Source organism: Streptomyces sp. S465 (genome assembly GCF_026898115.1).
Lineage (GTDB): Bacteria > Actinomycetota > Actinomycetes > Streptomycetales > Streptomycetaceae > Streptomyces > Streptomyces luomodiensis.
Genome location: NZ_CP114036.1, coordinates 5,851,928 through 5,878,250, shown reverse-complemented (window position 1 = coordinate 5,878,250; position 26,323 = coordinate 5,851,928). Strand labels below are relative to the sequence as shown.

Sequence of the window (26,323 nt, the reverse complement as noted above, 5' to 3'; positions counted from 1 at the left end):
GCCCCCGCGGCCCGGGTCCGCCTCTTGAACCGAGCCACCCATAGACACGCGGGGGCCCCGCTCCCACAAGGAGCGGGGCCCTGTGTCGCGCCGGGGTCAGCCCGTGTTGCGCAGGCCCGCGGCGACGCCGTTGACCGTGAGGAGGAGTGCGCGGGCGAGCAGCGGGTCGGGCTCTTCGCCGCGTTCGCGTGCGGTGCGCTGGCGGTGGAGCAGGGTGACCTGGAGGTAGGAGATCGGGTCGAGGTAGGCGTCCCGGACGTGGAAGGTCTGCTTCAGCACCGGGTTGGAGTCGAGGAGTTCCTGTTCGCCGGTGATGCGCAGGACCTCTCGTACCGTCAGTTCGTGCTCCTGTCGGATGACGTCGAAGACGTGCTTGAGCTCATCGGGCACCAGTGTGTCGACGTAGTGCCGGGCGATCCGCAGGTCGGTCTTGGCGAGGGTCATCTCGACGTTGGACAGGAAGTTGCGGAAGAAGTGCCAGTGCTGGTGCATTTCGTCGAGGACTTCGTCGAGTCCGGCTTCGCGGGCGGCCTTGAGGCCGGAGCCGACGCCGAACCAGCCGGGGACGATCTGGCGGGACTGGGTCCAGCCGAACACCCAGGGGATGGCCCGCAGTCCGTCGAGGCCGGCGCCGGAGTCGGGGCGGCGGGAGGGCCGGGAGCCGAGGTGGAGTTCGGCGAGCTGGTCCACCGGCGTGGAGGCGAAGAAGTACGCGGGCAGGTCGGGGTCGTCGACGAGGGCGCGGTAGGCGTTGTGGGCGGCGTCGGAGACGGTTTCCATGGCCGCGTCCCAGCGGGCGAGCGCCTCGTCGGACTGGCGGGGCGCGGTGTGCAGGGCGGATGCCTGGAGGGTGGCCGCGACGGTGAGTTCCAGGTTTTCGCGGGCGAGGGAGGGCACGAGGTACTTGTCGGAGATGACCTCGCCCTGTTCGGTGACCTTGATTTCGCCTTCGAGGGTGCCCCAGGGCTGGGCGAGGATGGCGTCGTGGGTGGGGCCGCCGCCGCGGCCGACGGTGCCGCCGCGGCCGTGGAAGAGCCTCAGTCGTACGCCGTGCCGGTGGGCGACGTCGCGCAGCAGCCGCTGGGCGCGGTGGATTTCCCACTGGGAGGTGGTGATGCCGCCGAACTTGGAGGAGTCGGAGTAGCCGAGCATGACCTCCTGGACGTCGCCGCGGAGGGCGACGAGCCTGCGGTAGGAGGGGTCGGCGAGCATCTCGTCGAGGAGCTTGTCGGCGATCTTGAGCTCTTCGGTGGTTTCCAGCAGCGGGACGATGCCGATCTTGGCCCAGCCGGCGTGGAGGTCGATGAGTCCGGCCTCGCGGGCGAGGACGGCGGCGGCGAAGACGTCGTCGGAGCCCTGGCACATGGAGATGATGTAGGACTCGACGATGTCGGGGCCGAAGCGGTCGAAGGATTCGCGGATGGTGTGGAAGACGCCGAGGGTCTTGGTGCCGGCGGCGTCGAGGGGGGCCGGGGTGGGGGCGAGGGGGCGCCGGGAGCGCAGTTCCTTGGCGAGGAGCTTGCGGCGGTAGTCGCGCGGCATGTCGGCGTAGCGCCAGGATTCCTCGCCGAGCCGGTCGAAGAGCTGGCCGAGGGCGTGGTGGTGGGCGTCGGCGTGTTCGCGGACGTCCATGGTGGCGAGCTGGAGGCCGAAGGTGGCGAGGGTGCGGATGGCGCGTTCGAGGCGGCCGTCGGCGACGAGCCGGCCGCGGTGGGCGCGCAGGGAGTCCTGGATGAGGTGGAGGTCGGCGAGGAGTTCGGCGGAGCCGAGGTAGTCGCGGCCGGGCTGGTGGGGGGTGTCGGCGGCGAGCCGTTCGCGGGTGTTGACGAGCTTCTGCCGCATGCAGGTGGCCTTGAGCCGGTAGGGCTCCTCGGCGTTGAGCCGCTTGTAGCGGGGGCTGATCTCGGGGAGGAGCTCGAGGTCGCGCTGGAGGGAGGCGAGGAGTTCCTCGGAGGCGTCGGTGTTGCGGATGGAGCTGGAGAGGGCGGCGCGCAGATCGTCGATGATCTCGAGGGCGTCGGTGATGCCGTGCTCGTGCTGGAGGATCAGGACGTCGCGGGTCACCTCGGGGGTGACGTTGGGGTTGCCGTCGCGGTCGCCGCCGATCCAGGTGCCGAAGGTGAGGGGGCGGGTGGTGGCGGGCAGTTCGACGCCGACGCGTTCCAGTTCCGCGGCGAGGTCCTCGAGGACGTCGCCGACGGCGCCCGCGTGCAGTTCGTCGAGGTAGTAGATGGCGTTGCGGGCCTCGTCGGCGGGTTCGGGGCGGGCGACGCGCAGCTCGTCGGTCTGCCAGAGCAGGTCGATGTTCTCGGCGAGTCGCAGGTCGGCGCGGCGGGCTTCGCCGCCGACGGCGAGGGTGTCGAGCAGTTCGGCGATGCGGCGGAGCTTGGTGAGGACGGTGCGGCGGGCGGCCTCGGTGGGGTGGGCGGTGAAGACGGGGCGGACGTTGAGGTGGGCGACGGTCTGCCGGAGGTGCTCGGGGTCGGCGTCCTTGAGCTGGTCGGCGGTGCGGGCGAGGATGCCGCCCTCGGCGGCGCGGCGGGCGCGGAGCTCGCGGCCGCGGTGCACCTGTTCGGTGACGTTCGCCAGGTGGAAGTAGGTGGAGAAGGCGCGTACCAGCTTGGCGGCGGTCTGGAGGTCGGTGGTGCCGAGCAGCTCGGCCGCGGCCTCGCCGTCGCTGCGCGTGAGGGCTCGGACACGCTCGACGAGTTCGAGGAGGTCGGGTCCCTCCTGGCGGACGAGGGTCTCGCCGAGCAGATCACCCAGACGGCGGATGTCGGCACGCAGGGCTGCGTTGGTGTGGTCGGCACTGCTCACAGGTGCGGGCTCCTTGCAGTGAACGGGGTTCGAAGTGCGGCATCAGGGCCCGCGCGGCGGGTGCCGCGGGCCGCTGACCCGGTGCTTTCGGCCATGTGCGGACCGCGCTGTCCGACGTCCTCCAGGATAGGCGGCACGACCCTGGGTAAAACCAGAGCCCTATTGCCCGGCTTCGCGGCCCTGCCATACTTACTTCGCCGTAGGTTACGGAACCGTAGCCATGTCACCGAGCCCACGAGGGATCCCATGACTGCAAGCCCCGACGTGGTCAATGACACGCCGAAGGCCCCAGAGGCCCCGATTCCGTCCGCCACGCTCGGCGGGGACAGCAAGCGCTCGATCGAGCAGATCACGCTTCTGCTGTTCATCACCGTCCCCTTCGTCGCACTGGTGGCGGCGATTCCCCTGGCCTGGGGCTGGGGGGTCAGCTGGCTGGATCTGGCGCTGCTGGTGGCGATGTACTTCATCGGCTGCCACGGCATCACGATCGGTTTCCACCGCTATTTCACCCATGGCTCGTTCAAGGCGAAGCGGCCGCTGCGGATCGCGCTGGCGATCGCGGGGTCGCTGGCGGTGGAGGGGCCGCTGGTCCGCTGGGTGGCCGATCACCGCAAGCATCACAAGTTCTCCGACGCGGAGGGCGACCCGCATTCCCCGTGGCGGTACGGCGAGACCGTGCCGGCCCTGCTCAAGGGGTTGTGGTGGGCCCACATCGCATGGATGTTCGACGAGGAGCAGACGCCGCAGCACAAGTACGCACCGGATCTGATCAAGGACGGCGCCATCCGGGCGATCTCCCGGCAGTTCGTGCTGTGGACGGTGGCCTCGCTGCTGCTGCCCGCGCTGATCGGCGGGCTGGTGACCTGGTCCTGGCAGGGCGCGGTCACCGCCTTCTTCTGGGGGTCCCTCGTCCGGGTGGCCTTGCTGCACCATGTGACCTGGTCGATCAACTCGATCTGCCATGCGGTGGGCAAGCGCCCGTTCAAGTCGCGGGACCGTTCGGGCAATGTGTGGTGGCTGGCGGTGCTCTCGTGCGGCGAGTCCTGGCACAACCTGCACCACGCGGACCCGACCTGTGCCCGGCACGGAGTGATGAAGGGGCAGCTGGACTCCAGCGCCCGGCTCATCCGCTGGTTCGAGAAGGCGGGCTGGGCGTATGACGTCCGGTGGCCGAGCCAGGCCCGTATCGAAGCCCGCCGTCAAGAGGAATCCGCCGGAGCGGCATGATAGGCGACGTGGCGACCGACAGTAGTACCAGCGGTGACAAGGATCGGCCCGGCCGGGCCGGCCGGCCCTCCGGAACCGGGACCCGGCGGCCCCGCCGGGTCCGGATGACCGGCAAGGAGCGCCGGGAGCAGCTGCTGGACATCGGTCGCACGCTCTTCGCCGAGCGTGGCTTCGAGGGCACGTCGGTGGAGGAGATCGCGGCGAAGGCCGGGGTCTCCAAGCCGGTGGTGTACGAGCACTTCGGCGGCAAGGAGGGGCTGTACGCGGTCGTGGTGGACCGTGAGATGCGGCGGATGCTGGACATGGTGACCACGTCCCTGACCGCGGGCCATCCGCGCGAGCTGTGCGAGCAGGCCACCTTCGCCCTGCTGGACTACATCGAGGAGTACACGGACGGGTTCCGCATCCTGGTCCGTGACTCCCCCGTCGCCCAGTCGACGGGCACCTTCGCCTCGCTGATCAGCGATATCGCCACCCAGGTGGAGGACATCCTGGGCCTGGAGTTCAAGGCCCGCGGCTTCGACGCCAAACTGGCCCCGCTGTACGCCCAGGCCCTGGTGGGCATGGTGGCGCTGACGGGCCAGTGGTGGCTGGACGTCCGCAAGCCGAAGAAGGCCGAGGTGGCGGCGCATCTGGTGAATCTGGCCTGGCACGGTCTGGACGGGCTGGAGCAGAAGCCGCGGCTGATAGGCCACCGCAAGTCCTGACCTCCCGTGCCCGGCCCCGCGTCCCGGGGCTGGCCCCCGCGTCCCCCTTGCGGGGATGATGGGGGTTCACGGGGAGTGCGAGGGGGACAGCGGGACATGAGCACGGGGGGACGGTCCGAGGCGCGCCGGAAGGCGGTGGCCGTGGGGCCGGGCGTCTGCCATGCGCTCGGCCTGATGATGCTGGTCATCTCGGAGTGGGTGCGCGCCGATCTGAAGGACGCGACGTCGCTGGCATCGCGCGGCTATCTCAAGGACATGATCGAGTTCACGGCCTCGCTGGCCGACACGGACTGGTACAAGCCCGTCGTGGACCTGTACGACAAGGTCTCCTTCGGTGAGCCGCGGGCCGCCCTGTGGGCGGCGGTGTTCATCGCGCTCGTGGTGCGGCTCAACCGCTACGGTCCGGAGGAGGCCCAGTGGGTGCTGTCCTGGGTGGCCGCCGCGTACTGCGCACTGGCCACGCTGGCCCTGCTGCCGTATCTGGCCGCCCCGGGGGCCGGGGGCGCTCTGCTGCTGCTGGCGCTGAGCGGGGGCCTGGTGCACATGGCGACCCGCTGACCACCTCAGCCCTGGTACACCATGGTGCACAGCAGGGTCCGGCCGTCGTTCACCACCCATGACCAGTAGTACGTACGGTCGCCCTGGACCCGGGCGCAGTTTGCCGCGGAGGCGTTCGCCGGGGCCTTGTAGACGCCGGTGATGTGCAGGATCCGGTTGTACCGGGCCGGGACCCGCTTCGCCTCGCAGTCCACCACGGTCATCAGCCCGGCGTTCATCCGCGCCTGCTGCCCGCTGCCGGTCTGCTCGGCCAGCAGGCAGTACCCCACCTTGAACTGGCGGGTCAGGCACAGGGCGGTGGTCCGCCCGCGCGAGGTGTAGGCCATGTAGTTCTGCCCCGGCCCCTGCGGACAGGCCCCGCCGCTGCTCCGCACCGCGCTCACCCACATGAACGCCTTTCCGGCACCGCAGTCGACCGGGGCGGGCATCTGGGTGTTGTAGTCGCCGTACCCGGTGTCGTACACGGCCAGGCAGTCCCCGGGGCTCACCGCCCGGTACGCCTCGGCGGTGGGATCCGGCGCCACGGTGGGCGAGGCGGGCGCCTGGGTCTCGGCCGGCCCTCCCCCGCCCCCGCTGCCCCCACTGCCCCCGGAGCTGCTGGAGCCGTATCCGGGCAGCGAGGCGCTGGGCAGCCCGGTGGGGGTTGCGCCGGGAAGCCCGCCGGGGCTGGGCGGGCTCGAAGCTCCGCCGGACGGGACGAAGCTGCCCGCGAAGGAGGTCTTGTCGTTCCCCTCGACCACCTGCGGCAGCACGAGCACGGCGAACGCGAGGGCGGCGGCCACCAGTATCCAGATGCCGCGCTGCCTCTGCTCCGCGGTGCCCCCACCCGTGCCCGGAGCCGCCCCGCCCGACGCGCTGCTCATCGCTCTCCCCCGAGAAACGTGGCCACCGTTGTGTTGTTCGGTGTGGTGGTGTTCGACGCGTCCACGGTCTCACGGCCTATCGCTCCAGGGGAGCTCCGCGACAAAGCGTGCCCGGCATGTGACCTTGACCGGCCACGCCCGATGAGTGTTCGACGAAAGGCGAACAGTCGGCTAACTTGGGGGTCCTGGCTGCACGTTCCCGTGCGTTCCTACGAAGGAGCTCCGTCATGCCCTCATCGGCTTCCGATCCCCGTACCCCCGTCCGCGTCGGCATCGTCGGCCTGAGCGCGGGCGGCGGCTGGGCCGCTCGCGCCCATGTGCCCGCGCTGGCCGGACTGGACGGTTATGAGCTGCGGGCGCTCAGCGCCAGCAGCGCGGAGTCGGCCCGTGCGGCCGGGGAGAAGTACGGTGTTCCGCTGACCTTCGGCAGCGCCGGGGAGCTCGCCCGGTCCGAGGAGGTCGACCTGGTGGTGGTGACGGTGAAGGTGCCGCACCACCGTGAGCTGATCCTGCCCGCCCTGGAAGCGGGGAAGCCGGTCTTCAGCGAATGGCCGCTGGGCACCGGCCTGGCCCAGGCCGAGGAGCTGGCGGCGCTCGCCGAGGCCAAGGGGGTGCGCACGGCGGTGGGCCTCCAGGCCCGTTCCGCCCCGCCGCTGCGCTATCTGCGCGACCTGGTCGCCGACGGCTATGTGGGCCGGGTGCTGTCCACCACGATGGTGAGCTCGGGCCGGAACTGGGGCGCGACGTTCCGCGAGGGCGGCGACTATCTGCTGGACCGGGCCAAGGGCGCGACGCTGCTGACCATCCCGTTCGGCCATACCGCCGACGCGCTGGCCATGGTGCTGGGCGAGTTCGCCGACATCTCCGCGACCACGGCGACCCTTCGGCCCCAGGTGACCCACGAGGCGACCGGCCGGGTCGCGACCATGACGGCCGAGGACCAGATCGCGGTCACCGGGACTCTGGAGTCGGGCGCGATCGCCGCCCTGCACTTCCGGGGCGGCTACTCCCGGGCCACCGACTTCCACTGGGAGATCAACGGCACCGAGGGCGATCTGGTGGTCAAGGGCGACTCCCCCGCCGTGTGGATGGACCGGATCACCCTCCACGGCGGCCGTGGATCCGGCACCGGGCTGGCCGAGCTGCCCGTCCCCGCTTCGTACGAGCGGCTCCCGAAGTTCGCCGGACGCTCGACCGAGACCGCGTACAACGTCGCCTACGCCTACGCCCAGCTGCTGGAGGACCTCATCACGGGCTCCCGGCTCACCCCGGACTTCGCCCACGCGGTCCGCCGCCACCGCCTCCTGGACCGCATCCAGGAGTCGGCCCGCACCGGGGCGCGCCTGACCGTCGCGGACTGATCGTCACTGCCTGACGATCGCGTCCCCGATGACGAACCCCTTCGCCGGGCCGTCGGGGATGACGGCGTCGGTGCCGTAGGGCACACGGTGCTCGTCGGCGTAGACGGCCTTGCCGGGGTCGGGTGCCGTGAGGATGACGACCGTGCCGTCGCCGTCGAAGTCGTCGATCAGGACGTAGAGCGGGATGCCCGCGCGGGCGTAGGCCCGGCGCTTGCGCTCCCTGTCGCGGGACTGGGCTTCCCGGCCGGGCGACACCACCTCGAAGACGGCCTGCACGCCGCTCGCGTCCACTCCGAGGTCCTCTTCGTCGGGGATCTCGTCCAGGTCCTCGGGGGCGATGAAGAGGTCGGGGATCCACACCTTGCGGCGGTGAATGAGAGCGCCGCCTTGGTAGGCGGCGTAGCGGCCGTCCATACCTCCTCCATCCGCAGTGGCGCCGGCGCCACTGCGGCACAAGCGACACCGTGACGCTATGCGTCCGCGACCATCCATCACGGCAAACTTCGAACCGATCATCCGATCGGGTGAGATCACCCGATCGGCCCCAGGCGGCTCCCCGGAAGACGTGATCAGCCCTGCGGCGTGCGGGCCACGACGAAGACGCGGCGGAAGGGGAAGGCCGTGCCGTGGGGGCCGGAGGGGTAGGCGTCGCGGAGGAGGGCGGCGTAGGCGGTCAGGAAGCGGTCGCGGGCGGGCGGGTCGTCGGCGAGGGCGGTCAGGACCGGGCGCAGGGCGGTGCCCTTGGTCCAGTCGAGGACGGGGTCGGGGCCGGTCAGAACCTGCACATAGGTGGTTTCCCAGGCGTCGACCTCGCAGCCGAGGGCGGCCAGGCGCTCCAGGTAGTCGGTCGGGTCCAGGGAGGCGGCGGGGTCGCGGAGGCGGTCGGCGAGGCGGTCGCGCCACTCGGGCGAGCCGCACAGGTCGCGCAGCAGGGTGTGGCTGGGGGCGGTGAAGTTGCCGGGGAGCTGGAAGGCGAGGGTGCCGCCGGGGCGCAGTCCGGCCAGCCAGGTGCCGAAGGAGTCGGCGTGGCCGGGGACCCACTGGAGGGCGGCGTTGGAGACGATCAGGTCGTAGGGCTCGTCCGGTGTCCAGTTCCGTACGTCGGCGGAGCGGAAGTCGAGGCGGCCGCCGCCGGTGGTGGGGCCCGCGAGGGGCTGGGCCTCGGCGAGCATCTCGGCGGAGTTGTCCAGGCCGGTGACGTGGGCGTCGGGCCAGCGCTCGAAGAGCAGGACGGTGACGTTGCCGGGGCCGCAGCCCAGGTCGGCGATGCGGGGCGGGCGGTCGGGCCCGGTGGGCAGGTCGGGGACGCGGGCGAGGAGGTCGCGGAAGGGGCGGGTGCGGTGGCCGGCGTGGCGCAGATACTGCCGAGGGTCCCAGTTGGGTGCGGTGGTCATGGTCGATCCCCCTGTGGGTACGGTCGGTACGGGCACCGTGTTCGCTGTGCGTCCCGGCGCCTCACCGTGCTCCACACTATCTCTTGATGTCAAGAGACTTCATGTCGACAGACCCACTACACTGATCGCCATGGAGGACGAGGTCGATCGGCTGGTCGCGGCGTGGCGGCGGGAACGCCCCGACCTCGATGTGGAACCGCTGGAAGTGCTCAGCCGGGTCAGCCGGCTCGCCCGCCATCTGGACCGGGCCCGGCGGATCGCGTTCGCCGAGCACAATCTGGAGCCCTGGGAGTTCGACGTCCTGACCTCGCTGCGCCGGGCCGGACCCCCGTATCAGCTCTCCCCCGGACAGCTGCTGACCCAGACTCTGGTCACCTCGGGCACCATGACCAACCGCATCGACCGGCTCGCCAAGAAGGGGCTGGTCGAGCGGGGACCGGACCCCAGTGACCGGCGCGGGGTGCTGGTCCGGCTGACCGCCGAGGGGCGTGACCGCGCCGATCAGGCACTGGCCGGGCTGCTGGACCATGAGCACGCCATCCTGGCCGAGCTGTCCCAGGCCCAGCGGGCCGAACTGGCGGCGCTGCTACGCCAGCTGACCGCCCCGTTCGACAATCTCCCCGGCTAGGTCGACCGGGCCCACCCCGGCACGCCGGGCCAGCGCCACGGCCGCCAGTGTGGAGTGCACACCCAGCTTGCCCAGCACGTTCTGCATATGGGTGCGCACGGTGTGCGGGGAGAGGAAGAGCCGCTCGGCGACGGCCTTGCGGCCGAGCCCGGCCACCATGCAGCGCAGCACCTCCCGCTCACGCGGCGTCAGCGACTCGACCAGACGCTCGCTTTCGGTGCGGTGCTTACGGGCGGCCGTCAACTCCCGCAGAACGCCGGTGAGCAGAGCGGGCGGCAGATGTGTCTCCTCCCGGAGCACCCCCCGGATGACCGCGAGCAGCCGGACCAGCGAGCAGTCCTTGGCGACCCAGCCGGACGCCCCGGCCTGTAACGCCGCCGCCGCGCGGCGCGCGTCGTCGCGCTCGGCCAGCACCACGGTGCGCACGCCCGGCTGGGCCGAGCGGACCGCGCCGACCAGTGAGATGCCGTCCGCCGCCCGGCCGTTCAGCGCGCGGGCGGGGGCGCCGTGCACCCCACTGTGCACCCCGCCGTGCACCCCGCCGTGAAGGGCGGTCGGCGTGCCGTTCGCCCCGCCGTAGGCCACCTCGGCCGACGCCGGGAACGGTGGGCCCGCTCCGTCGGCGGTCATGCCCAGATCGGCGTCGACCAGCAGAACGTCGAAGCGGCGCCCCTCCGCCGCTCCGCGCTCCAGACAGCGCAGCGCCGCCGGGCCGCTTCCGGCCGCCGCCACGTCCACGTCCTGTTCCGCCGCGAGGGCGGCGGCCAGCGACTCGGCGAAAATACGATGGTCGTCGACCACAAGAACCCGAATACGTGCCACGGACAACCCCCCACGTCGCCGGATGAGTACCCCGGATGCACCGAGAAACAGTGCGGTACGGCGCCCGGCGAGGGGTCACCGCAACCCGCACGGCCGCCGCCGTGCTGTGATTGCTACCCCACCCCGGGCGTCGTACCTGACTGTCTCGCCCCCTGAAAAGCGTCGGCCCCCACCGACGCTCTACTCAGAGTAAGGCCGTGGTCCGATATCTGAAGCGGTTTGGCGAAACTGACCGCTCTCGGTTGTTCACTGTGGGTTTCCTGTTTGCTCTTGGGGGTTAAGCGATCCAAGCGCGACAAAAATTAACCGAGAAGCGATCAAGGGGACGGGGGGACGGCTCGGTCAGAGCCGCCGCGCCCCCGCACTGGGCACCGCCGGGAAGATCCGCGGGGCCCGGTGGCCGGCCGCGCCGAACGCCTCCGTCACCGACTTGCTCACCGCCTCCGCGTCCGCCTCCTCCACCAGCACGATGGCCGAGCCGCCGAAACCGCCGCCGGTCATCCGCGCCCCGAGCGCACCCGCCGCGTTCGCCGTCTCCACGACCAGGTCCAGCTCGGCGCAGGAGATCTCGAAGTCGTCCCGGCAGGAGGCGTGCCCGGCGGTCAGCACCGGCCCGATCGACCGGGTGTCCCCCGCGTCGAGCCGCTCGATGACCTCCTCCACCCTGCGGTCCTCGGTCACCACATGGCGCACCCGGCGCCGGGTGGCCGCGTCGCAGCCCAGCCGCTCCAGCTCGGCGAGCGTCGCGTCCAGCTCCTCGAAGGGCACATCACGCAGCGCCCGCACCCCGAGCGCCCGCGCGGCCGTCTCGCAGGCGGCCCGCCGGTTGGCGTAGGCGCCATCGCCCAGCTCATGCTTGACCTGGGTGTCCACCACCAGCAGCCGCAGCCCCTCGGCCGCCAGGTCGAACGGCACCTGCCGCTGGGTGAGGTCGCGGGCGTCGAGGAAGAGGGCGTGCCCCTCGGTGCAGCACGCCGACGCCGTCTGGTCCATGATCCCGCAGGGCACGCCCACGAAGGCGTTCTCCGCGCGCTGGCACAGCTGGGCGATGCGCTGCGGGGCGATCCCCAGTCCGTACAGCTCGTTCAGCGCGGTGGCCGTGACGACCTCCAGCGCGGCGGACGAGGACAGCCCGGCGCCGGTGGGCACGGTGGACTCGAAGTGCAGATCGGCACCGGCCGTGCGGTCGCCGCCGGAGCCGCCGGAGCCGGGCAGCAGCCCGGCCTCGGCGAGCGCCCATACGACGCCCGCCGGGTAGGCCGCCCAGCCGCCGCGGTCACCGCCCGCCTCGAACGGGGCGAGGTCGGCGACGCGCAGCTCCACCACGCCGCCCGGGGCGTCGCCCGAGTGCACCCGCAGCACCCCGTCGGAGCGCGGGGAGACCGCGGCCAGGCAGGTGTGCGGCAGCGCCAGCGGCATGACGAAGCCGTCGTTGTAGTCGGTGTGCTCCCCGATCAGGTTGACCCGGCCCGGCGCCGCCCACACCCCCGCGGGCGCGTGGCCGAACACCTCGCGGAATGCCTCCGCCGTACGCTCCGGCCCGTGCTCGTGTGTGTCGTGCCCTGGTGTGTCGCTCACTGGCTCTCCCTCTGCCGCGCACTGGCGAACTCCCACGCGTCCGCGACGATTCCGGCCAGGTCGGCGCGGGTCGGGCGCCAGCCCAGGCGCTCCTTGGCGCGCTCGGCGGAGGCCACCAGGACCGCCGGGTCGCCGCCGCGGCGCGGGGCGGCGATCTCGGGGATGGGGTGGCCGGTGACCTGGCGCACCATCTCGATGACCTCGCGGACGGAGAAGCCGTTGCCGTTGCCGAGGTTGCAGATCAGATGCTCGCCGGGGGACGCGGCGCCGAGGGCGAGCAGATGGGCCTCGGCGAGGTCGGCGACGTGGATGTAGTCGCGGACGCAGGTGCCGTCGGGGGTGGGGTAGTCGTCGCCGAAGACGGAGATGGCCTCGCGCCGGCCCTGGGCGACCTGGAGCACCAGGGGGATGAGGTGGGACTCGGGGTCGTGGCGCTCGCCGTAGGCCCCGTAGGCGCCCGCGACGTTGAAGTACCGCAGGGAGACCGCGGCCAGGCCGTGGGCGGCGCATTCGCCGCTGATCATGTGGTCGACGGCCAGTTTGCTGGCCCCGTAGGGGTTGGTGGGGGCGGTGGGGAGGTCCTCGGTGATCGGGACCTGGTCGGGTTCGCCGTAGGTGGCGGCGGTGGAGGAGAAGACGAGGGTGCGCACCCCGGCGTCGCGCATCGCGCCGAGCAGCTCGGTGGTGCCGCCCACATTGTTGACCCAGTACTTCTCGGGGTTGATGACGGACTCGCCGACCTGGGAGAACGCCGCGAAGTGCAGGACTCCGTCATAGGTGGGGTCGAGCCACTTGCCCGCGTCCTGGATCCGGCCCTCGATGAACTCCGCGCCCTCGGGCACCCCGGCGCGGTGCCCGGTGGACAGGTCGTCCAGCACCGTCACCCGGTGACCGGCTTCGAGCAGATGCGCCGCGACCACGCTGCCGACATAGCCGGCACCGCCGGTGACCAGGTATTTCTTCTGCTGCGCAGTGCTCACTTGCTCGCTACCTCTCGCAATCGCTCGGCCGCGGCCTCCGGCGGCACATCGTTGATGAACACATTCATGCCGGATTCGGAACCCGCGAGAAACTTCAGCTTGCCGGAAGTGCGGCGGATGGTGAAAAGCTCAAGGTGAAGCGCGAATTCACCGCGGTCGGCCATGCGGTACGGCGCCTGGTGCCAGGCGGCGATGTACGGCGTGGGCGGCTCGCCCTCCCCGAAGATCCGGTCGAAGCGCTTCAAGAGTTCCAGATAGATCTGTGGGAACTCTGTGCGCGCGGCCTCGTCCAGCGCCGGCAGGTCCGGGACCCGCCGCTTCGGGTAGAGGTGCACCTCGTAGGGCCAGTGGGCGGCGTAGGGGACGAACGCGATCCAGTGCTCGCCGTCGAGCACCACGCGGCGCCCGTCGGCCAGCTCGTCGGCGACCACGTCGTCGAACAGGTTCCGGCCGGTGGCCTCGCGGTGCTCGGTGAGCGAACGGAGCATCAGCCGGGTGCGCGGGGTCACGAAGGGATACCCGTAGATCTGGCCGTGCGGATGGCCGAGGGTGACGCCGATCTCCTTGCCGCGGTTCTCGAAGCAGAAGACCTGCTCGACGGCGGGGTGCTGGGCCAGCTCGGCGGTGCGGTCGGTCCAGGCGTCGAGCACCAGGGCGGCCTGTTCGGCGTCGAGGTCGGCGAAGGAGGCGTCGTGGTCGGAGGTGAAGCACACCACCTCGCACCGGCCCGAGTCCCCGGCCAGGGACGGGAAGCGGTTCTCGAAGACCACGACGTCGTAGTCGGAGGCGGGGATCTCGCTGTGCCGGCCCTCGCGGGAGGGGCACAGCGGGCATTCGTCGGCCGGCGGGTGGTAGGTGCGGGCCTGGCGGTGGGAGGCGATCGCCACCTGGTCGCCGAGGAGGCGGTCGTGCCGGACCTCCGAGCGGGTGGCGATGGGGTCGAGCGGCCGCTGGTCGACGGCGTCACGCACCGCGTCGTCGCGCGCGTCGTAGTAGATCAGCTCGCGTCCGTCCGCGAGCCGCGTCGCCGTCTTCTTCACTCCGCCAGCTCCTGCCGTCATCCTGTCACACGCAACCAACACAACTCAACATAATGAACCACAACTCAACAGTGCCGTCAATGCGCGGAGACGATGCTCGGACAAACCGCCAGAATTCGGATACCTTCACCGAACGTTTCCGGTGCATTCCGTTCAGGCGATGAGGCGAGTCACCATGCACTGTCTGGCCGCGGGGCTCCGGCTCCCCACCAACGCACTCGACTACACGATCCTGGTCCTCTACTTCGCCGTCGTCCTCGGCGTGGGATTCGCCGCCAGAGCGAGCGTCAAGACCAGCCTCGACTTCTTTCTCTCCGGCCGCTCACTGCCCGCGTGGGTCACCGGTCTGGCCTTCGTCGCCGCGAATCTGGGCGCCCTGGAGATCCTCGGCATGGCCGCCAACGGCGCGCAGTACGGGGCGTACACCGTGCACTGGTACTGGGTCGGCGCCATCCCGGCCATGGTCTTCCTGGGCCTGGTGATGATGCCCTTCTACTACGGGTCCAAGGTACGCTCCGTCCCCGAGTTCCTGCTGCACCGCTACGGACCGTCCTCGCACCTGCTCAGCTCGGTCATCTTCTCGATCGCCTCCGTGCTGATCGCGGGGGTGAACCTGTACGCGATGGCGATCGTGGTGGAGGCGCTGCTGGGCTGGCCGCAGTGGGTGGCCATCGTGGTCGCGGGGCTCTTCGTGCTCGCGTACATCACCCTGGGCGGGCTCTCCTCGGCGATCTACAACGAGGTGCTCCAGTTCTTCGTGATCCTGGCCGCCCTCGTCCCGCTCACCGTCGTCGGCCTCCGGCGGGTCGGCGGCTTCGGCGGGCTCAAGGACTCGCTCGTGGCCTCCCACGGCGAGAACTTCGTCTCCGCCTGGGGCGGCACCGGCATCGGCTCCCAGAACCCGCTGGGGGCCAACTGGCTGACCATCGTGCTGGGCCTCGGCTTCTGCCTGAGCTTCGGCTACTGGACGACCAACTTCGCCGAGGTGCAGCGCGCGCTGTCGGCCCGGAACCTCTCGGCCGCCCAGCGCACCCCGCTGATCGCCGCCTTCCCGAAGATCTTCATCCCGCTGATCGTGGTGGTCCCCGGGCTGATCGCCCTGGTCCTCGAGCCGGACATCGGCTCGGCGAAGAGCGGTCTCCAGTACAACGACGCGATTCCGCTGCTGATGAGCGAACTGCTGCCGAACGGGGTGCTGGGACTCGCGGTGACCGGGCTGCTGGCCGCCTTCATGGCGGGCATGGCGGCCAATGTGTCGTCGTTCAACACGGTCTTCACCAACGACATCTGGCGGGCGTACCTCAGGAAGGACCGGTCGGACGAGCACTACCTGCTGACGGGGCGGGTGGTGACGGCGGTGGGCGTGCTGGCGGGCATGGGGACGGCCTTCATCGCCTCCTCGTTCAGCAACATCATGAACTACCTCCAGACGCTCTTCTCGTTCTTCAACGTGCCGCTGTTCTGCGTCTTCATCATCGGGATGTTCTGGAAGCGGGCCACCGCCCCGGCCGGGTTCTGGGGGCTGCTGTGCGGCACGGTGGCCGCGCTGATCAACTACTTCTGGCTCTACCGGGCGGACGTCATCGCCATCCCCAGCGACCAGGGCGCCAACTTCGTCTCGGCCATCGTGGCGTTCGTGGTCGGCGGCGTGGTGATGGTCGCCGTCACCCCGTTCACCAGACCCAAGCCGGTGGAGTCGCTGGCCGGTCTGGTCTACGGCACCACCGCGCCCGGCGTGGCCGAGCCGCCGGCCCCGGGCGACGAGGCGTGGTACCGCCGCCCGGCCGTGCTGGGCTGGAGCGCGCTGATCCTCGCGGCCCTGTGCTACATCCCGTTCTCCCTGTGAGCCTTCGCCTGCCCCTTTCCCTGCCCCTTCGCCTGACTTCCGCCTGATCTTCGCCGGACAAGGAGCCCGCGCCATGAGTGAGGAGTACGAGTACCAGCACGAGGTCGAGGAGCTGGCGCAGAAGTCGGCGACCGCGGCCCGGCTGTTCGATGTGCGGCGCATCATCGGCGGGCTGTTCACGATCTACGGGATCATCGTCCTCATCGCCGGGTTCACCGCCTCCGACGCCGATGTGCGGAAGGCGTCGGGCATCAACATCAACCTCTGGACCGGCTGGTGCGTGCTCGCGGTCGGCCTGCTCTTCCTGCTCTGGATGAGGCTCAGGCCCCTGTCCGCCCCGGGGGCAGCGCCCAAGCCGGAGCCCCGGCCCGGGGCCGGGGCCGGCGAGGGCTGACCGGCGCCGCGAGGGCCGACCGGGCCGGGCTACGGCGCCGACGGGGGCGGGGGCGGGAACGGGGGCGGGGGCGGCTTCGGCGAGGGCGACACGGACGGCTGGGGCTGGGGCGCCGCGGGGGGCTGGGGCGGGGGCGCTGCCTCCCGGCGGGTCGCCGCGCGGTCCAGCAGCCCGGTGCGCGCCGCCAGGGCCGCCGCCTCCAGCCGCGAGCCCACCCCCAGCTTCATCAGCACCCGCTGCACATGGGTGCGGGCCGTGCTGGGTGCGATCCCCATGCCCGCCGCGATCAGCCGGGTGTCCTCGCCCTCGGCGACCCGCACCAGCACCTCCACCTCGCGCGGGGTCAGCATGCGCAGCAGCCGGGCCCCCTCGTCGTCGGGCTGGGCCGCGGGGTTGAGCAGTTCGGCGAACGCCCCCTGGAGCAGCTGGGGCGCCACGGCGGCCTCGCCCGCGCGCGCCTTCGTCATGGCACGTTCGACACCCTCGATCCGCTCGTCGTGGCGCACATAGCCGGACGCCCCGGCGGCGAAGGCGGCGGCGATGCCGCGCGGGCTCGGCACCGGGCCGAGCACCACGACCGCGACCTGCGGCCGTTCCTTCTTGATCCGCACGACCGGGTCGAACACTCCCGGTTCCGCGGGTGACGCGGTGCCCAGCAGGCACACCTCCGGTGCCCGGCTCACCACCAGGTCCGCCGCGCCCGCGCTCGGCGCCGCCGCGGCGAGCACCCGATGCCCGCGCAGCTTCAGCGCGGAGGCGAGCGCCTCCGCGAGCAGACGGTGATCGTCGACCACCATGAGTCGCACGCCCATGAGCTCCCCCCATTCGCTCAGGGGGGAAAGCTACACGCTTGTTCGACGTTGCGCGCCCCCTACCGGCCAGAAGCCCCCCGGAATGCCGAAATCCCGGCCATTCGTGCCTACTTGACATCCGGTTGACGTCCGAATCGGATCGGTGCGGTCGGGTTCCGTGAGGGCGCGCGCCCCGGCGCTCCGCCGCCGCGAAAGCGGCGGCCCCGTCCGTACGGTGAGTACGGGCGGGGCCGTGGTGCAGCCGGGCGGGCGCCGGGTCAGCCCGCGCCGAAGATGACCGCCAGCGGGTCGTCCTGGTCGTAGGTGCCCGAGGGCTTGGTGGCGTAGACGTCGCCCATGAAGAGGTGCTCCCCGGAGTAGATGATGTCCGAGTAGCTGGTGCTGAACTTCGACTCCATGTCGTAGCTCTCGACGTCGTTCTGGAACAGCTTGGTCTTGGCGTACGACTTGGGGTCGATCCGCCAGACCGCGCCGCCGGAGTTGTAGGTGCTCTCCTGGTAGGCGAGGACGGAGCCGTCCTCGTCGAGCCCGAGCGGGATGAGCGCGGCGTCCTTGACGCCGTCGGTCTTCCCGATCGCCTTGCCGGTCTCCAGGCTGAAGGCCACGACCTCGTTGGCCGTCGCGGCGCTGGAGTCGCTGCGCTCCTCGGAGCCGAGGAAGAGGGCGTTGGCCGACTTGCTGATGGCGATCTTCCGGCAGCCCTCGACGTTGGTGGACTCGCACTTGGCGTCGTACTTGCCGTTCTCGGTGCCGATCTTGCCGAGCACCTTGCCGGTCTTGGCGCTGTCGTCGATGGACAGGAAGTCCGAGACAGCCGAGCCGGTCGAGTCACCGGCGTCGACGCCGATCACCAGCGGGTCGACGGAGGCGACGTGGACGTAGTCGATGCCCTGCGAGACCTTGTAGGCCGACTTCACCGCGCCGGTCTTCGGGTTCAGCGTCTGGACCTGCATCTGCGGGTTGTCGTAGTCGCCGCAGCGGCGCACCGCGACCAGCTTGTCCTCGCCGCCCGCGTAGCCGTCGTCCGAGCAGTTCGCGCCCAGCTTCGGCTTCCACAGCGCCTTGCCCGAGGTGGACCAGGCGGCGCCGCCGCTGGTGCCGCCCGCGGCCACGGTGCCGCCGCCGATGGTGACCTCGTCGAAGCGGACCTTGTCGTCACCCTCCTTGACGTTCCGGTGCCAGAGCATCTTGCCCTTTTTCAGGTCGAGCAGCCCGACCTCGGTGCAGCTGGGGTACTTGTTCTCGGCGGACGGCTTGGCCTCCTCGTAGAGGACCGTGGTCAGGCCGTCCTTGGTGAGGTGGTCCGAGGACCAGCAGACCGCGCCGTCCAGCGGGATCGTCCACTTCGCGGCGCCGCCGTCGAGCGGATATCCGACGATCTTGTAGACATCGGCCTTCACGAAGGTGTCGTCGGTGGCCCACATGCCCTCGACGGTGACCTGGTCGGAGACCTTGGGCATCGGTACCTTGTTGAGCAGCTTGGCCTCGATGACATCGGCGGGCTCGTCCTTGCCCCCGGAGGAACCGCTCGAGGTGCCCTGGCTGGACTGCTTGTCCTTGTCCTTGCCCTTGGCCTCGCTGCCGCCACCGTCGTCCTTGGTGGCGAACCAGATGCCGCCGCCGATGATCAGCGCGACCGCGACCACGGCGCTGACGATGACCGCCATGCGCTGCTTGGACTGGCCGGGGCCGCCGGGACCGGCCGGAGCGGGGCCACCGGGGTACTGGGGCTGCGTCGGCTGGCCGTACTGCTGCTGGCCGAACTGCGGCTGCCCGTACGGGGACTGGCCGTACTGCTGTCCGTACGGCTGCTGCTGGCCGGATGCGTACGGTGACGGCGCGCCTCCCTGGCCCGGCTGACCGTACGCCGGCTGCGCCGGGTAGCCGTAGCCGCCGGCGCCCTGCGGGGGCGTCTGCGGCGGGGCGGGCGGTGCCGCCGGGGGCGCCGGTGGCGGCGGCGGGGTCTGCGGCGGTTGGCCGGGTGCCTGCGGATAGCCGTAACCCTGCTGGCCCGGAGGCGGAGTGGGCGGCTGCTGCGGATAGCCGTAACCCGGTTCCTGCGGCGCACCAAAGCCGCCCTGCGGCGGCTGGTTGGGCGGCGGAGGCGGCTGTGACATGCGAAATCCTTCTGATGCGGGACCCATCGCCCGACCGGCCTCCCCCGCGATCCCGGCGGTCAAAGTCCTCCGGGAAGGAGCGAATCGGACATGGAACCCCGCCAGTGAGCGGAAGGCAGGCGGGAGTTCTTTGTATCACCCGTAAGAGGTGTATTAAGGGCCGGTGTCCAGGTCATCGACCAGCTGAGACCGGCCTGTGACGGGACCGTTGTCAGGGCCCGCGCCACCTCGCCACAGCCTCTTCACACCATGCTTTCAGGCCACTCACACACGAGTCGCTCACACCGCAGCGGCCCACACGTCGGCCGCACGTCGACGGCACACGCACCGACCGCTCACACGCCGCGTGACCCGTGCACTCGCCCTGTCACGCGTCGTCGGCCAGCTCCAGCCAGCGGGTCTCCAGCTCGTCCCGCTCCCCCGTCAGCTCGCGCAGCTGGGTATCGAGCTCGGCGACCTTGGTGAAGTCCGTGGCGTGCTCGGCGATCCGCGCGTGCAGCTCGGACTCCTGCTCGCTGATCCGGTCCAACCGCCGCTCGATGCGCTGAAGTTCCTTCTTGGCGGCGCGCTGCTCGGCCGCCGACCGCTGCCGGGCGGCCTGTTCGTCGGCCTTCTGCTTGGCGGGCGCGGCGGCGGCCGGGGCGGCCGCCGCCAGGGCGCGCTGCCGCCGCTCCAGGTACTCGTCCACGCCGCGCGGCAGCATCCGCAAGGTGGCGTCGCCCAGCAGCGCGAGGATCCGGTCGGTGGTGCGCTCGATGAAGTACCGGTCGTGGCTGATGACGATGAGCGAGCCGGGCCAGCCGTCGAGCAGGTCCTCCAGCTGGGTGAGGGTCTCGATGTCCAGGTCGTTGGTGGGCTCGTCCAGGAAGAGCACATTGGGCTCGTCCATCAGCAGCCGCAGGATCTGGAGCCGGCGCCGCTCACCGCCGGAGAGGTCGCCGACCGGGGTCCACTGCTTCTCCTTGGTGAAGCCGAACTTCTCGCACAGCTGGGAGGCGGTCATCTCCCGGCCCTTGCCGAGGTCGACGCGCTGCCGCACCTGCTCGACGGCTTCCAGGACGCGCAGGTTCCGGTCGAGTTCGGCGACCTCCTGGGACAGATACGCGAGCCTTACGGTCTTGCCGACCGCGATCCGGCCCTGGGCGGGCTGCTGTTCGCCCTCACTGCGCGCGGCCTCGGCGAGGGCCCGCAGCAGCGAGGTCTTGCCCGCGCCGTTCACGCCCACCAGGCCGATCCGGTCGCCGGGCCCCAGCTGCCAGGTCAGGTGCTTGAGCAGCACCTTGGGCCCGGCGGTGACGGTCACGTCCTCCAGGTCGAAGACGGTCTTGCCGAGCCGGGAGCCCGCGAACCGCATCAGCTCGGCGCTGTCGCGCGGCGGTGGCACATCGGCGATCAGCGCGTTGGCGGCCTCGATGCGGAAGCGCGGCTTGCTGGTGCGGGCGGGGGCGCCGCGGCGCAGCCAGGCCAGTTCCTTGCGCATCAGGTTCTGCCGCTTGGCCTCCTCGCTGGCGGCGATGCGCTCGCGCTCGGCGCGGGCGAAGACGTAGTCGCTGTAGCCGCCCTCGTACTCGTGGACGGCACCGCGCTGTACGTCCCACATCCGGGTGCAGACCTGGTCGAGGAACCAGCGGTCGTGGGTGACGACCACCAGGGCCGAGCGGCGGGCGCGCAGATGCCCGGCCAGCCAGGAGATGCCCTCGACATCGAGGTGGTTGGTGGGCTCGTCGAGGACGATCAGGTCCTGTTCGGCGATCAGCAGCTTGGCGAGCGCGATACGGCGGCGCTCGCCGCCGGACAGCGGGCCGATGACCGTGTCGAGCCCCTGCGGGAAGGCGGGCAGGTCCAGCCCGCCGAACAGTCCGGTGAGCACGTCCCGGATCTTGGCGTCGCCGGCCCACTCGTGGTCGGCGAGGTCGCCGATCACCTCGTGGCGGACGGTGGCCGCGGGGTCGAGGGAGTCGTGCTGGGTGAGCACGCCGAGCCGCAGATCACCGGCGTGGGTGACGCGGCCGTCGTCGGCGGGCTCCAGCTTGGCGAGGATCCGGATGAGCGTGGTCTTGCCGTCGCCGTTGCGGCCGACGACGCCGATGCGGTCGCCCTCGTTCACCCCGAGGGAGACGCCGTCCAGCAGCGCACGGGTGCCGTACACCTTGCCGACGGATTCAACGTTGACCAGGTTGGTCGCCATCACACTCCATTACGCGGATCGATCGGCATCCCAGGGTAGTCGCCATGCGCGGCGCCTCGCTCAGCCGTCCACCAGCCGTGCGCCGGGGGCCGCGTCCACGAGCCGCGCCCCGGGGACCGGGCCGGAGGTGATCCGGACCGCGCGGCAGGTGCCCGAAGCCGACAGCTCGTCCGCCACCGCCCGCGCGCCCTCGGCGTCCTTGGCGAGGAAGGCGCAGGTCGGACCGGAGCCGGAGACGAGGGAGGCGAGTGCGCCCGCGTCCGCGCCGGCGCGCAGGGTATCGGCGAGCGCGGGGCGCAGCGAGAGCGCGGCGGGCTGAAGGTCGTTGGAGACGGCGGCGGCCAGCGCGGTGGCGTCACCGGTGCGCAGCGCCTCCAGCAGCGCCGGGGAGGGCTCGGGGTCGGGGACGTCGGCCGAACTCGCGCCCACGCCGGACGCCTCGCGCAGCCGGTCGCATTCGCGGTAGACGGCCGGGGTGGACAGCCCGCCCTCGGCCACGGCGAACACCCAGTGGAAGGTGCCCCCGGTCTCCAGCGGGGTCAGCAGCTCACCCCGGCCCCGGCCGAGGGCCGCGCCGCCGACGAGGCTGAAGGGGATGTCACTGCCCAACTCGGCGCAGATATCGAGGAGTTCGGCGCGGGTGGCCTTGGTGCCCCACAGCGCGTCGCAGGCCAGCAGCGCCCCGGCGGCGTCCGCGCTGCCGCCCGCCATACCGCCCGCGACGGGGATGTCCTTGACGATGTGGAGGTGGACGCCGGGCGCGATGCCATGCCGCTCGGCGAGCGCGAGGGCGGCGCGGGCGGCGAGGTTGGTGCGGTCCAGCGGCACCTGACCGGCGTCCGCGCCCTCGACGGTGAGACGGAGGGTGTCGGCGGGGGCGGCGGTGACCTCGTCGTGGAGCCCGACGGCGAGGAAGACGTTGGCGAGGTCGTGGAACCCGTCGGGACGCAGTCCGCCGACCGCGAGCTGAACGTTGACCTTGGCGGGCACACGGGCGGTCACGGGACGGGTCACGGATGCGGGCTCCTTCTGGGGCGGGGTGGGGGGACGGATCGGGACGGGGCGGTACGGGACGGCCGCGGACCGGCTGCGGTCGGCCGCGGACCAGATGCGGACCGAATGCGGTCGGCCCGTGGACCGGCCGCGCAGTGGTCGCGGACCGGCTGCGGCCATTGTCGCGCCCGTCGGCGGGCGCCCGGCGCCGGGGCGGACCGGTTCCCCGGCTCGGCACCAGGTATCGGCGCCGAGTTCCGGCCCGACACGGACCCAGGTCCGGCACGGACGCCAGCTCCAGCACGGGCCCCAGCCCGGCAGCGACTGCCGCCAGGCTTTGGCTCGGCGCCAGGTTCTGGCCCGACAGCCAGCCTCCGACCCCGCACTGGCCCAGCCCGGCACAGGACCCAGCCCAGCACGTCAAGACTTCGGCACGGCGCCGACCTCGACGCCATGACTCCGACCCGGCACAGGCGCCCGGCACGGCCCCGTGCCGGCCCTCGGCGCCGGGTTCCGACCCGGCACAGGCCCCAGCCCGGCCGACCCGACGCGAAAGCCCGGCACCGGCCCCCGCCCAGCACGGGCGCCAGCCCAGCATGGGCACCGGGCCAGCACGGACACCGGGCCAGTACGGGCGCCGGGCCTCTGCGTCGGGCTTCGGCGTCGGGCTTCGGCGCCGGGCCTCGGCGCGGCGTAGGCGTTCGGTGCGGGTGTCAGCGGGGCGTTGGGGGTGGGCGGTGTTCGGCGATCGTGGCGAAGTCCTCCACCGTCAGTGACTCGCCGCGCGCCTGTGGGGAGACGCCGGCGGCCGTCAGGGCTTCCTCGGCGGCCTTCGCCGAACCGGCCCAGCCGGCGAGTGCCGCCCGGAGGGTCTTGCGGCGCTGGGCGAAGGCCGCGTCGACCACCGCGAAGACCTCGTCCCGGGTGGCGGTGGTGCGTGGGGGCTCGTCCCGGCGTATCAGTGAGACCAGGCCGGAGTCGACGTTGGGGGCGGGCCAGAAGACGTTGCGGCCGATCGCGCCCGCGCGCTTGACGTGGGCGTACCAGGCGGCCTTCACGGAGGGGACGCCGTAGACCTTGGAGCCGGGTGCGGCGGCGAGCCGGTCGGCGACCTCGGACTGGACCATGACCAGGGTCCGCTCGATGGTCGGGAAGCGCCCGAGCATGTGGAGCAGCACGGGCACGGCGACGTTGTAGGGCAGGTTGGCGACCAGGGCGGTCGGGGCGGGGCCGGGGAGTTCGGTCACCCGCAGGGCGTCGCTGTGCACCAGCGCGAAGTGGTCGGCGCGGTGCGGCAGCCGGGCCGCGACGGTCGTGGGGAGGGCGGCGGCGAGAACGTCGTCGATCTCCACCGCGGTGACCCGGTCGGCGGCCTCCAGCAGTGCGAGGGTCAGCGAGCCGAGCCCGGGGCCGACCTCGACGACCACGTCCTCGGGGCGCACCTGGGCGGTCCGGACGATCCGGCGGACCGTGTTGGCGTCGATGACGAAGTTCTGGCCGCGCTGCTTGGTGGGGCGTACGCCGAGCCGGGCCGCGAGTTCGCGGATGTCGGCGGGGCCGAGCAGGACGTCGGGGTCGGTGGGGCTCACCGTGGAAGTTTATGGCGCCTCACCGACGGCTCGGTCCACCGCCTGTCACTGGTGGAGCTTGCGGCCGCACGTCGGCCAGGGGCCGGTGCCGCGCTGCTGGTAGAGCTTCTTGGCCCGGTAGGTCTGTTCGGCCGGGGGCGCGTCCTGGGGGCGGCCGTGGCCGCCGAGGGCGTGCCAGGTGCCCTGGTCGAGCTGGTAGAGGCCGCCGTGGCGGCCGGAGCTGTCGACCGCGTCCGGCCGGCCGCCGGATTCGCAGCGGGCCATGGCCCGCCAGTTGAGCCCGTCCGCCGGGCCGCCGGTCGTGGCGGGCGGAATCATGGTGCCGACCCGGACGATCCGGGCCACGGGTGCCTTGACCAGCTCGCTGTGGATCTTCTTGGGGCGCTGCCGTACGCCGTTGACGGTGCGTACCCGGTAGGTGGTGCGCAGGGTGCCCGGCGCGCCGGGCCGGGCCACGGTCTCGGTGCCCTTGGGGAGGGTGGGGTCGGCGTGGCGGACGGTGATGAAGGGCACCGGCTCGTCGTGGACCTTCTTGCCGCCGGTGATCCGCATCACCTTCACCGTCTGGCCGTCGCGCGGGAAGCTGTCCCGGGGGACGGACATGGTGTCCTGGCCGCGCAGGGTGAGCCCGGCGGCCGCGAGGGCCTCGCCGACGGTGGCCGCGTTGGTGTGGACGGTGTGGGGGCGGCCGTCGGCGAGGAAGGTGACGGTGCGCTCGGTGCGGACGTGCAGGAGCAGACCGCGGCGGGTGATGGCGGCGGAGCGGGAGGCGGACAGATACGCGCCCTCGGCACGTACGCCCAGTTGGCGCAGTGCGCCGTCAACCGTGTGGGCGGTGGTCCACACCCGGCGGCGCTCCCCGTCGAGGGTGAGGGTGACCGGGCGGCCGTAGCGGACGGCGACCTCGTCGCCGCTGGCGAGCGGCTCCCCGGGCGCGGGGGCGACGATGTCGTGCTCCCCGACGTGGACGTGCTCGTCCGCCAGCAGCTCACCCACGTCGTCGGCGTAGGTGTGCAGGGTGCGGGCGTCGCCGTCGACGCTGAGCCGTACGGCCTTGTCCTGGGCCACGAAGGCGGAGGTGCCGCCGGCCAGGGCGGCGACCACCATGGCCTGCGGCAACAGGCGGCGCATCGGGCCGGCCATCGCTTGTGGCAGCAGCCGGCGCACCGGCTCGGCCCGGTCACCGCGCCGGGCGGCTCGGCGGACGGCGGCGCGGCCGCCCGCGGCGCGGTGGGCGCGGTGGGCGCGGTGGCTGCCCGTGGGGCTCACGACAACACTCCGGTAACACACTCCACACGTTCACTGGTCAGGACGTCGGGTCAGGACGTCGGGTCCGGGACTGTAGCGGAGTGGGGGTGACTCTCCAAAGGAAGATCATCACGCGGTGTGATGACCCTCCCCGGAGCGTCACCGTCCTCGGCAGCCGGTCGTCACGGCCTTCGGCAGCCGGCCGTCGCCGTCTTCGGCAGCCGGCCGTCGCCGTGCTCAATAGCCGAAGACGCGTGCCGTATTGGCCGCTACGGCGGTCGCCAGGGTGTCCTCGGGGACGCCCTTGACCTCGGCCATGGCCCGCAGGGTGAGCGGGATCAGGTACGGGGCGTTGGGCCGTCCGCGGTAGGGGACGGGGGTCAGGAACGGCGCGTCGGTCTCGACGAGGACGAGGTCGAGCGGGGCGACGGCGAGGGCGTCGCGCAGTGGCTGGGCGTTCTTGAAGGTGACGTTGCCCGCGAACGACATGTAGTAGCCGCGCTCGGCGCAGATCTTCGCCATGGCCGCGTCACCGGAGTAGCAGTGGAAGACGACGGTGTCCGGCGCGCCCTCCTCGGCGAGCACCCGCAGGACGTCGTCGTGGGCCTCGCGGTCGTGGATGACCAGGGCCTTGCCGTGGTCCTTGGCGATGGCGATGTGGCGGCGGAACGACCGCTCCTGGGCGGCCATGCCCTCCGGCCCGGTGCGGAAGTAGTCCAGGCCGGTCTCGCCCACGCCCCGCACCTGGGGCAGGGCGGCGAGGGCCGCTATCTCGTCGAGGGCCGCGTCCAGGGCGGTGTCGCCGCCGGGCTCCCGCGCGCCCTGCCGGGACCAGCCGTCCGGGTCCCCCAGGACGATGCGCGGCGCCTCGTTGGGGTGCAGGGCCACGGTGGCCCAGACGCTGGGGTGCGCCGCCGCGGTCTCGGCCGCCCACCGGGACCCGGCGAGGTCGCAGCCCACCTGGATGACAGTCGTCACGCCGACCGAGGCGGCCTTGGCCAGTGCCTCCTCGACCGTGCCCGTCTGCATGTCCAGGTGGGTGTGGGAATCGGCGACCGGGACCCGCAGGGGTTCCGGCAGCGGCGGCGGCACGTCCTTTTCCTTTTTCGCCATGGACGCGATTCTATGAATCCCGGTGAATGTGCGGTGAATCACATCCGG

The 26,323-nt window shown here is 71.8% G+C and carries 22 protein-coding genes; 7 read left to right on the top strand and 15 right to left on the bottom strand.

Annotated elements, in window-relative coordinates; all coding sequences use genetic code 11:
• Positions 1 to 96: 96 nt before the first annotated feature.
• Positions 97 to 2,817 (bottom strand): phosphoenolpyruvate carboxylase, encoded by a 2,721-nt coding sequence (gene ppc / locus N6H00_RS24810; RefSeq protein ID WP_268974034.1) that lies wholly within the window; start codon positions 2,815 to 2,817, stop codon positions 97 to 99.
• Positions 2,818 to 3,063: 246 nt separating this feature from the next.
• Here ppc and N6H00_RS24805 point away from each other — a divergent pair, with 246 nt between their 5' ends.
• From N6H00_RS24805 to N6H00_RS24795, 3 genes are all read left to right on the top strand, one after another.
• Positions 3,064 to 4,044: an acyl-CoA desaturase gene (locus N6H00_RS24805; RefSeq protein ID WP_268974033.1), complete on the top strand. Its 981-nt coding sequence runs from the start codon at positions 3,064 to 3,066 to the stop codon at positions 4,042 to 4,044.
• On the top strand, positions 4,041 to 4,751 hold the full coding sequence (locus tag N6H00_RS24800; protein ID WP_268974032.1) for a TetR/AcrR family transcriptional regulator: 711 nt from the start codon (positions 4,041 to 4,043) through the stop codon (positions 4,749 to 4,751). The genes N6H00_RS24805 and N6H00_RS24800 overlap by 4 nt, the downstream gene beginning before the upstream one ends.
• A 96-nt stretch (positions 4,752 to 4,847) precedes the next feature.
• The gene (locus N6H00_RS24795) at positions 4,848 to 5,309 is read left to right on the top strand and encodes a hypothetical protein (protein WP_268974031.1); all 462 of its coding nucleotides are present in this window, start codon (positions 4,848 to 4,850) and stop codon (positions 5,307 to 5,309) included.
• Positions 5,310 to 5,314: 5 nt separating this feature from the next.
• On the opposite strand, the gene N6H00_RS24790 is transcribed toward N6H00_RS24795, so the two are convergent.
• Positions 5,315 to 6,172 carry an LppU/SCO3897 family protein gene (locus tag N6H00_RS24790; RefSeq protein WP_268974030.1) on the bottom strand — a complete coding sequence of 286 codons (858 nt, stop codon included), beginning with the start codon at positions 6,170 to 6,172 and terminating at the stop codon, positions 5,315 to 5,317.
• A 227-nt stretch (positions 6,173 to 6,399) separates the two neighbouring features.
• Between N6H00_RS24790 and N6H00_RS24785 the strand changes: the two genes are divergently transcribed.
• Positions 6,400 to 7,533 carry a Gfo/Idh/MocA family protein gene (locus N6H00_RS24785; RefSeq protein WP_268974029.1) on the top strand — a complete coding sequence of 378 codons (1,134 nt, stop codon included), beginning with the start codon at positions 6,400 to 6,402 and terminating at the stop codon, positions 7,531 to 7,533.
• A 3-nt stretch (positions 7,534 to 7,536) separates the two neighbouring features.
• On the opposite strand, the gene N6H00_RS24780 is transcribed toward N6H00_RS24785, so the two are convergent.
• Complete coding sequence (locus N6H00_RS24780; RefSeq protein ID WP_268974028.1) at positions 7,537 to 7,947, bottom strand: Uma2 family endonuclease; 411 nt, start codon at positions 7,945 to 7,947, stop codon at positions 7,537 to 7,539.
• 155 nt (positions 7,948 to 8,102) lie between these two features.
• On the bottom strand, positions 8,103 to 8,927 hold the full coding sequence (locus N6H00_RS24775; protein WP_268974027.1) for a trans-aconitate 2-methyltransferase: 825 nt from the start codon (positions 8,925 to 8,927) through the stop codon (positions 8,103 to 8,105).
• Between the two features lie 130 nt (positions 8,928 to 9,057).
• Between N6H00_RS24775 and N6H00_RS24770 the strand changes: the two genes are divergently transcribed.
• Positions 9,058 to 9,555, top strand: coding sequence for a MarR family winged helix-turn-helix transcriptional regulator (locus N6H00_RS24770; protein ID WP_014054422.1), 498 nt, complete (start codon positions 9,058 to 9,060; stop codon positions 9,553 to 9,555).
• On the opposite strand, the gene N6H00_RS24765 is transcribed toward N6H00_RS24770, so the two are convergent.
• From N6H00_RS24765 to galT, 4 genes are all read right to left on the bottom strand, one after another.
• Positions 9,514 to 10,377 (bottom strand): helix-turn-helix transcriptional regulator, encoded by an 864-nt coding sequence (locus N6H00_RS24765; protein WP_268974026.1) that lies wholly within the window; start codon positions 10,375 to 10,377, stop codon positions 9,514 to 9,516. The two genes, N6H00_RS24770 and N6H00_RS24765, sit on opposite strands and share 42 nt — an antisense overlap.
• Before the next feature lie 342 nt (positions 10,378 to 10,719).
• Positions 10,720 to 11,955 carry a galactokinase gene (gene galK, locus N6H00_RS24760; RefSeq protein WP_268974025.1) on the bottom strand — a complete coding sequence of 412 codons (1,236 nt, stop codon included), beginning with the start codon at positions 11,953 to 11,955 and terminating at the stop codon, positions 10,720 to 10,722.
• Positions 11,952 to 12,935 carry a UDP-glucose 4-epimerase GalE gene (gene galE / locus N6H00_RS24755; protein WP_268974024.1) on the bottom strand — a complete coding sequence of 328 codons (984 nt, stop codon included), beginning with the start codon at positions 12,933 to 12,935 and terminating at the stop codon, positions 11,952 to 11,954. The genes galK and galE overlap by 4 nt, the downstream gene beginning before the upstream one ends.
• Positions 12,932 to 13,975: a galactose-1-phosphate uridylyltransferase gene (galT, locus tag N6H00_RS24750; protein ID WP_268974023.1), complete on the bottom strand. Its 1,044-nt coding sequence runs from the start codon at positions 13,973 to 13,975 to the stop codon at positions 12,932 to 12,934. Before galT ends, galE begins: the two co-directional genes overlap by 4 nt.
• A gap of 175 nt (positions 13,976 to 14,150) precedes the next feature.
• Between galT and N6H00_RS24745 the strand changes: the two genes are divergently transcribed.
• Together N6H00_RS24745 and N6H00_RS24740 are read left to right on the top strand one after the other, a co-directional pair.
• Complete coding sequence (locus N6H00_RS24745; protein ID WP_268977097.1) at positions 14,151 to 15,821, top strand: sodium:solute symporter family protein; 1,671 nt, start codon at positions 14,151 to 14,153, stop codon at positions 15,819 to 15,821.
• Between the two features lie 73 nt (positions 15,822 to 15,894).
• Positions 15,895 to 16,215, top strand: a complete 321-nt coding sequence (locus N6H00_RS24740; RefSeq protein WP_268974022.1) for a hypothetical protein — start codon at positions 15,895 to 15,897, stop codon at positions 16,213 to 16,215.
• Between the two features lie 29 nt (positions 16,216 to 16,244).
• On the opposite strand, the gene N6H00_RS24735 is transcribed toward N6H00_RS24740, so the two are convergent.
• The 7 genes from N6H00_RS24735 to N6H00_RS24705 all read right to left on the bottom strand — a co-directional run bounded on the left by N6H00_RS24735 (position 16,245) and on the right by N6H00_RS24705 (position 26,275).
• Positions 16,245 to 17,027, bottom strand: a complete 783-nt coding sequence (locus N6H00_RS24735) for a response regulator transcription factor (protein ID WP_268974021.1) — start codon at positions 17,025 to 17,027, stop codon at positions 16,245 to 16,247.
• A gap of 257 nt (positions 17,028 to 17,284) precedes the next feature.
• Positions 17,285 to 19,144 carry a hypothetical protein gene (locus tag N6H00_RS24730; protein WP_268974020.1) on the bottom strand — a complete coding sequence of 620 codons (1,860 nt, stop codon included), beginning with the start codon at positions 19,142 to 19,144 and terminating at the stop codon, positions 17,285 to 17,287.
• A gap of 367 nt (positions 19,145 to 19,511) precedes the next feature.
• Positions 19,512 to 21,332 carry an ABC-F family ATP-binding cassette domain-containing protein gene (locus N6H00_RS24725; RefSeq protein WP_268974019.1) on the bottom strand — a complete coding sequence of 607 codons (1,821 nt, stop codon included), beginning with the start codon at positions 21,330 to 21,332 and terminating at the stop codon, positions 19,512 to 19,514.
• 60 nt (positions 21,333 to 21,392) lie between these two features.
• The gene (locus tag N6H00_RS24720; RefSeq protein WP_268974018.1) at positions 21,393 to 22,346 is read right to left on the bottom strand and encodes a 4-(cytidine 5'-diphospho)-2-C-methyl-D-erythritol kinase; all 954 of its coding nucleotides are present in this window, start codon (positions 22,344 to 22,346) and stop codon (positions 21,393 to 21,395) included.
• 692 nt (positions 22,347 to 23,038) lie between these two features.
• Positions 23,039 to 23,914, bottom strand: a complete 876-nt coding sequence (gene rsmA, locus N6H00_RS24715) for a 16S rRNA (adenine(1518)-N(6)/adenine(1519)-N(6))-dimethyltransferase RsmA (RefSeq protein ID WP_268974017.1) — start codon at positions 23,912 to 23,914, stop codon at positions 23,039 to 23,041.
• Positions 23,915 to 23,959: 45 nt separating this feature from the next.
• Complete coding sequence (locus N6H00_RS24710) at positions 23,960 to 25,183, bottom strand: ubiquitin-like domain-containing protein (protein WP_329618552.1); 1,224 nt, start codon at positions 25,181 to 25,183, stop codon at positions 23,960 to 23,962.
• Between the two features lie 216 nt (positions 25,184 to 25,399).
• Positions 25,400 to 26,275: a TatD family hydrolase gene (locus tag N6H00_RS24705; protein ID WP_268974016.1), complete on the bottom strand. Its 876-nt coding sequence runs from the start codon at positions 26,273 to 26,275 to the stop codon at positions 25,400 to 25,402.
• Positions 26,276 to 26,323 lie beyond the last annotated feature (48 nt).